Origin of the sequence: Methylobacterium sp. WL9, assembly GCF_008040035.1 — a bacterium.
GTDB lineage: Bacteria > Pseudomonadota > Alphaproteobacteria > Rhizobiales > Beijerinckiaceae > Methylobacterium > Methylobacterium thuringiense.
This window is the reverse complement of the sequence record NZ_VRVE01000139.1, coordinates 1-5,129: the sequence shown is the minus strand read 5'-3', so window position 1 is coordinate 5,129 and position 5,129 is coordinate 1. Positions and strand designations below refer to the sequence as shown.

The window sequence follows — 5,129 nt, the reverse complement described above, 5'->3', positions numbered from 1 at the left end:
CTCCCCACCCCGAACGACCCGCACCGAGGAGACCGACATGTCCGCCAGAAACACGCTTCCTCCGTTCCGTCTCGCCGCCGCCCTCCGGCCCGTTGCCCTCCTGCCCGCCGCATGCGTCACGGCCTGCATCCCCGCACAGGCCGCCACCGCGGACATCGTCGTGCAGTGGGGCGATGCCGTCGTCACGGGAGCACAGGCCCTGAGCACCGTGCTGGTCCCTCTCGCCGTCACCGCGGCGGGCGCCGCGGCGGCGCGGATGGCCGGTCCGCTGCGCTTCCTCGTGACCACGACCCTCGTCGAGCGCCTGGTGCGCAACGCGTCCGATTACGCGCTGAATGCCGTGGCCGGAGCGGTGCGCGGCAAGAGCCTGACGATCCCGCTCGGCTCGGCAGTGATCGCCCGCGCCGTGCAGCGGGCGCTCGATCAGGCCCCGGCCTGGCTGATCCAGGCGGCCGGCGGCCCCGCCGGCATCGCCGAGAAGATCTTTCGGGGCCTGACCCTGGAAGAGGCCGCCAACGCCGGCAACACGCTGACGCCCGGCCTCGACGCGGCGCTGAAAAGACGCTCCCGTGTCTGATACGAGCGGCCCTTTCGGCTGACACCGCCAGGGCCGCCCGCCGCGCGCAGACACGTTTGCGCAGTCCGCAAACATTCGGCTGGGTGCGGCGCCGCGCCGTCGCGCCTGCCGGCGGATGGGTCGACGGTTACGGCCGCCGGTATGAGGCCGACGACCCCGCCGCGTGAAATTCGTGTCCGATCGCGGCGCGTTTCCGCTCCCGGAGGCCGCCATGGACAAGATCGCCCTGGAGGCCATCCGCCTGCTCTTCACCGATGGCGGGGCCGGCTGGATCGTCGCGGTGCTGCTGGGGCTGGCCTGCCTCCATCTCCACCGCGAAAACCTGCGGGCGCTGGAAGCCCGCATCGAAGAGACTGGCGCCACCGCGACGGCCCTGGAGCGGGCCTCGCAGACCAACGCCGCCGTCGCGGCCGCCCTGGAAAGCCGCACCCGCGTGCTCGAGGACCTGACCCGGCTCTCCAGCGAGATCGCCCGCGGCGTCGACCGCAGCGACGAGCGCTCCCGCGAAAAATTCGACGAGATACTGCGCCGGATGGGCGAGGTCCGGCTGATCGGCCGGTCGTAACCAGGAAGAGACCGGCATGACCCGCCTGTTCGCGAGCCTCCGCGGAATCGAGGCCCGGCCGTCGCATGGGCGGGCGCGCCGCGATGCCGCCGCTGGCCGCCTGCGCGCCGCGCGCACCACCTTCGATCTCTCGGTGCTGGCGCTGCGGAAGGCCGCCCTCGACCATGTCGACCTGCAGGACCTCGCGAGCACGGCGCTGCGGGCCAACCTGACCCGGCTCGCCGAACGCATCGGCGCCGACGCGTAACTGGGCCGTGCATGTCCTCCGGCACGTGCCTGTGGATGCGAGCCGGGGCGCGCCGACGGCATGGAACCGTCCGGGCCGGCCGGCCTTATGTCGAGTCTCGGACACGGCTCAGGTGGATGAACCTTCTCAGATCCCGGATGGCGACGCCCATTCAGCACGCATTCAGTGCCTTGGCCGGACAAGCATGGTCCATGCACCACGCACTCGCCATGCTGCTTGCCGTCTCAGCCGTCGCGGTGATCGCGACGGGTGCCGTCGGCACGCTCGCCGAGGAGACGGAAGCCGCGGCTCCCGCGAGGGGCCAGCCGGTCGCACGGATCGACAGCTGCCTCTCCCCGGCCGACATGCGCGAATCCGTCGCCGAGAAGCGGGTGGTCGCGCCGATCGCCGCGATCCGCGCCGCCCGCCAGATCTATCCGCGCTCAGAGATCCAGCGCGCCAGCCTGTGCCGGCACGAAGGCGGCCTTGTCTACGTGCTCACGGCTCTGCGGCGCGACGGCCAGTTCGTGCAGGTCATGGTGGACGCCCAGTCCGGTCAGGTGCATGGACAATAACAGGAACGTGTCGCCGTCGGGACGGCGCCAACCGGGGAGTTGTTGAGGTGCGTCTGCTCGTCGTCGAGGACGACCGGGACATCAACCGGCAGGTGGTGAAGGCGTTGGAGGAGGCCGGCTACGTCGCCGACAAGGCCTTCGATGGCGAGGAGGGCGGCTTTCTCGGCGAGAGCGAGCCCTACGACGCCATCATCCTCGATATGGGCCTGCCCAAGACTGACGGCGTCACCGTGCTCCAGAACTGGCGCCGGGCCGGGGTGAAGACGCCCGTCATCATCCTCACCGCCCGCGACCGTTGGTCGGACAAGGTCGACGGCTTCGACGCCGGCGCCGACGACTACGTTACGAAACCCTTCCACATGGAGGAGCTGATGGCGCGGGTCCGCGCCATCCTGCGCCGCGTCGCTGGCCACGCCACCTCCCAGATCGCCTGCGGATCGGTGGTGCTCGACACCCGCTCCGGCCGCGTCTTCGTCGACGGCAACCCGATCAAGCTCACGAGTCACGAATACCGCCTGCTCTCCTACCTGATGCACCACACCGGCCGTGTGGTTTCGCGGGCCGAGCTGACGGAGCATCTCTACGACCAGGATTTCGACCGCGACTCGAACACCATCGAGGTCTTCGTCGGCCGGTTACGGAAGAAGTTGGCCGTGGACCTGATCCAGACTGTGCGCGGGCTGGGGTATCTGGTGGATGGGGCGCAGACGAAGGGGTAGGCCGGTTTAGGGGCCGCCGCGATCGGTCTGCGCGATAGTCGTCGCCCTTGTAGAGCAACTTTACGCCGTGGCCCTTGGCGACGGCGTAAGCGAAGCAGTCCTCCATGTTGAGACCTGCCGGATGTCCGGTGCTCTTGCCGTAACGCTCGTGTGCCGCGAGCGCCCGGTCGGCATCCTCCGGTGTGATCGGGACGACATTCACCCCCGATGCGCTCACGAAGGCGTCGACTTCGGCTCTGACCTCTCTGAGCCGGCGCGTCCGCTTGCGTCGAATTGCGAGCACGGCCTCGTAGATCGCGACCGGCGAGGTGATGGAGCCGGGCGAAGCCTCAAGGCGATCGGCCAATGCTCGGGCATCCGGCTCCCGCCTGATGGTCGCAACGATGGCGGACGCATCGACGAACATCATTCCCCGTTCAGGCTATCGTAGAAGGCCTTGTCCGCTTCGAGCCCGGTCGACGGCCATGCGGCGACCCGGTCCTGCAGCGGCTGCAGGCGCTCCCAGAGACTCGGCACTTCGGCGTCCCTCTGCAAGGCGTCGCGGACCGCCGATTTGATGGCCTCGTCCGTCGACACGCCTCTTCGCTCGGCAAGTGTCTGAACGAGTTGTTCCGTCTCCGCGTCGTCGATATCCAAAGCCACGGCGCTTCTCCCGTTCACCTCGGGTTGCTAGGAGGCGATGCAGATTAGCCGACCGTCGCCCCTCATGAAAATCCCATGACCGACCGCTTCTCCTGGCTGCCCATGCGCCGCCGCTCGATCGGCGTGCGGCTCGCGGTGTCGGCCCTGCTGTCGAGCGCGGCGATCCTGGTCATCGCGGCCTGGATCCTCACGACACTGTATCGCGAAAACACCGAGCGCTCGTTCGACAGCCGGCTGCTGGTCTACGCCAACAACCTCGCCACCGACCTCGTCTCGCCGAACGATCCCGAGGCGCGCTCCTTCGCGCTGGGCGATCCGCGCTTCGACCTGCCACTGTCTGGCTGGTACTGGCAGGTCGGGCATCCGGATGCGAAGCCGCGGGACCTGCGCACCTCGCGCTCCCTCGTCGGCGTGCCGCTGAAGGGCCCGGACCAGGCCGGCACCGCGACGATCGGGCAGATCCGCCAGGGCTACGGCCACGGCCAGGACGACCGGCTGCTGCGCATCGTCGAGCGCGACGTCGATGTCGGCCAGGACGGGCGCTACACCGTGCGCGTGGCCGGCCCGGCGGACGAGATCGTCAACGAGGTCGACCGGTTCCGCTTCTCGCTTTCCGTGACCTTCGGCCTGCTCGGCCTGTCCCTGGCCCTGACGGCTTTGCTGCAGATCCGGTTCGGCCTCGCGCCGCTGAAGCGCCTGCGCGCGGCGCTGGGCGCGATCCGCCGCGGCGAGGCCCACCACATCCCCGGCGAGTATCCGCACGACATTGCGCCGCTGGCGAGCGAGACCAACCTGCTGATCGAGACCAACCGCGAGATCCTGGAGCGCGCCCGCACCCAGGTCGGCAACCTCGCCCATGCGCTGAAGACGCCGCTCTCGATCATCGTCAACGAGGTCGCCTCCAGCGACGCCCCGCCCGAACTCGCCGAAAAGATCCGCGAGCAGGCCGCGGTGATGCGCGACCAGGTGAACTACCACCTCGACCGGGCGCGCGCCGCGGCGCTCGCCGGCACCCTCGGCACCTCCACAGAGATCGAGCCGGCGCTTGCCGGCCTCGTGCGTACCTTCGGAAAGATCTATCGCGACAAGGACATCGCCTACGAGGTGCGCGTGTCCGAGGGGCTGCGCTTTCGTGGCGAGCGCCAGGATTTCGAGGAGATGGTCGGCAACCTCGTCGACAACGCCTCGAAATGGGCGAGCGGGCGGGTGGCGATCACGGCCGAGCCCGTCGGCGAACAGGATTTCGCGCGGCTCCTCGTCACGATCGAGGATGACGGCCCCGGCCTGCCGGAGGAGGACCGCGTGAAGGTTCTCACCCGCGGACGCCGCCTCGACGAGACCAAGCCCGGTTCGGGCCTCGGGCTCTCGATCGTCGCCGATCTCGCCGCCCTCTATCGCGGCCGCTTCCGCCTGGAGGCCGCCGCGCTCGGGGGCCTGCGGGCCGTGCTGGAGGTGCCGGGGGACGGACCTGCGACGGCGGTGCAGCGTTAGTCCGCCGCCGTTACGAGCCGTTGCACCTGTGTTAAGGCCGCTCCTGCGGCGTCGGTGGGTCCGCGGCTTCCTGGGCGATGATGACGGCGATCTGGTTCATCCTGGCGATCATGACCGGTGCGGCCGTGCTCGTCCTGCTCTGGCCGCTGACGCGCCGGAGGAAGGCCTCGCCGGATGCCGGCTCCCAGGCCGGGCTCACCACCGAGACAGGCTTCTACGAGGACCAGCTCGCCGAGATCGAGCGCGATCTCGGCCGCGGCCTGATCGGGCCGGCCGAGGCCGAGGCCGCCCGCACCGAGGCTGCCCGCCGCCTGCTGCGGGCAGCCTCGGTGCG

General features: G+C 69.8%; 8 protein-coding genes and 1 pseudogene. 7 read left to right on the top strand and 2 right to left on the bottom strand.

From position 1 onward, the window contains the following. The first annotated feature begins 37 nt into the window (after positions 1-37). From FV217_RS21710 to FV217_RS21690, 5 genes are all read left to right on the top strand, one after another. Positions 38-577, top strand: a complete 540-nt coding sequence (locus tag FV217_RS21710) for a hypothetical protein (protein WP_147821648.1) — start codon at positions 38-40, stop codon at positions 575-577. A 163-nt stretch (positions 578-740) separates the two neighbouring features. Beyond that, positions 741-1,142: a hypothetical protein gene (locus FV217_RS21705; protein ID WP_238232344.1), complete on the top strand. Its 402-nt coding sequence runs from the start codon at positions 741-743 to the stop codon at positions 1,140-1,142. A gap of 16 nt (positions 1,143-1,158) precedes the next feature. Continuing rightward, a complete protein-coding gene (locus tag FV217_RS21700) occupies positions 1,159-1,389 on the top strand; it encodes a hypothetical protein (RefSeq protein ID WP_147821646.1) in 231 nt (76 codons plus the stop codon). Between the two features lie 191 nt (positions 1,390-1,580). Beyond that, positions 1,581-1,943, top strand: coding sequence for a hypothetical protein (locus FV217_RS21695; protein WP_147821644.1), 363 nt, complete (start codon positions 1,581-1,583; stop codon positions 1,941-1,943). A gap of 47 nt (positions 1,944-1,990) precedes the next feature. Further along, positions 1,991-2,662: a response regulator transcription factor gene (locus tag FV217_RS21690; RefSeq protein ID WP_147078299.1), complete on the top strand. Its 672-nt coding sequence runs from the start codon at positions 1,991-1,993 to the stop codon at positions 2,660-2,662. Positions 2,663-2,756: 94 nt separating this feature from the next. Here FV217_RS21690 and FV217_RS21685 read toward each other — a convergent pair. Continuing rightward, positions 2,757-3,068, bottom strand: a pseudogene (locus FV217_RS21685) (type II toxin-antitoxin system VapC family toxin); the annotation flags it as partial. Then, complete coding sequence (locus FV217_RS21680; protein WP_147821642.1) at positions 3,068-3,304, bottom strand: type II toxin-antitoxin system VapB family antitoxin; 237 nt, start codon at positions 3,302-3,304, stop codon at positions 3,068-3,070. The gene FV217_RS21680 and the pseudogene FV217_RS21685, both read right to left, overlap by 1 nt. 75 nt (positions 3,305-3,379) lie before the next feature. On the opposite strand from FV217_RS21680, the gene FV217_RS21675 reads away from it, so the two are divergent. Next, positions 3,380-4,795 carry a sensor histidine kinase gene (locus FV217_RS21675; RefSeq protein WP_147821640.1) on the top strand — a complete coding sequence of 472 codons (1,416 nt, stop codon included), beginning with the start codon at positions 3,380-3,382 and terminating at the stop codon, positions 4,793-4,795. 80 nt (positions 4,796-4,875) lie between these two features. Then, positions 4,876-5,129 (top strand): c-type cytochrome biogenesis protein CcmI (ccmI, locus tag FV217_RS21670; protein WP_147821638.1); only part of this gene is annotated, 254 nt, incomplete at its 3' end.

What these genes read in the sequence shown, in the direction of transcription:
- FV217_RS21710 (WP_147821648.1), top strand. Translation starts at nt 38, where the DNA reads ATGTCCGCCAGAAACACGCTTCCTCCGTTCCGTCTCGCCGCCGCCCTC.
- FV217_RS21700 (WP_147821646.1), top strand. Translation starts at nt 1,159, where the DNA reads ATGACCCGCCTGTTCGCGAGCCTCCGCGGAATCGAGGCCCGGCCGTCG.
- FV217_RS21695 (WP_147821644.1), top strand. Translation starts at nt 1,581, where the DNA reads ATGCACCACGCACTCGCCATGCTGCTTGCCGTCTCAGCCGTCGCGGTG.
- FV217_RS21675 (WP_147821640.1), top strand. Translation starts at nt 3,380, where the DNA reads ATGACCGACCGCTTCTCCTGGCTGCCCATGCGCCGCCGCTCGATCGGC.